Source organism: Streptomyces sp. SID486, from assembly GCF_009865385.1.
Classification (GTDB): domain Bacteria; phylum Actinomycetota; class Actinomycetes; order Streptomycetales; family Streptomycetaceae; genus Streptomyces.
Window position 1 is genome coordinate 1 of sequence record NZ_WWJT01000605.1, and the last position, 516, is coordinate 516.

At 79.8% G+C, this 516-nt stretch carries 1 protein-coding gene; it reads left to right on the top strand.

Annotated features, from left to right (window positions below):
- On the top strand, positions 1–516 hold a 516-nt coding region (locus tag GT045_RS40080), incomplete at both ends, for a hypothetical protein (RefSeq protein ID WP_237538941.1).

Genomic DNA, 516 nt, shown 5'->3' on the forward strand with positions numbered 1-516 from the left:
TCGGCTGGGTGCCCGCCCCGGCGGCCGGGGAGAACGCCGCGGCGGCCGGGGAGCACGCCCCGGCGCCCGAGGTGCTGCGCGCCCCGGCCGGAGCAGGCGCGGCCGAGACCCGGGCGGCCGTCGACACGGTCCTCGGCGCGCTGCGCGCCCGGCTCGCCGGCGAACAGCTCACCGACACGCCCCTGGTCGTCGTCACCGGCAGCGACCCGGCGGGAGCCGCCGTCGGGGGTCTGGTCCGCTCGGCCCAGTCGGAGAACCCCGGCCGCGTCGTGCTGGTCGAGGCCGCGGAGGAGCCGGACGCGGAGCGCCTCGCCGAGGCGGTGGCCACGGGAGAACCGCACCTGGCCTTCCGCGACGGCGCCTGGCGGGTGCCGAGGCTGACCCGCGTCACCGAGAACCCACCGGCCACCGGCGAGCGCGCCAGCGCCCCGCACACCGACACCGACCGGGAGAGCCTCGGCTCCGGCGACGGTCCGGGGGGCTCCGGTGCCGACTTCGGTTCCGGCAATGGTCCGG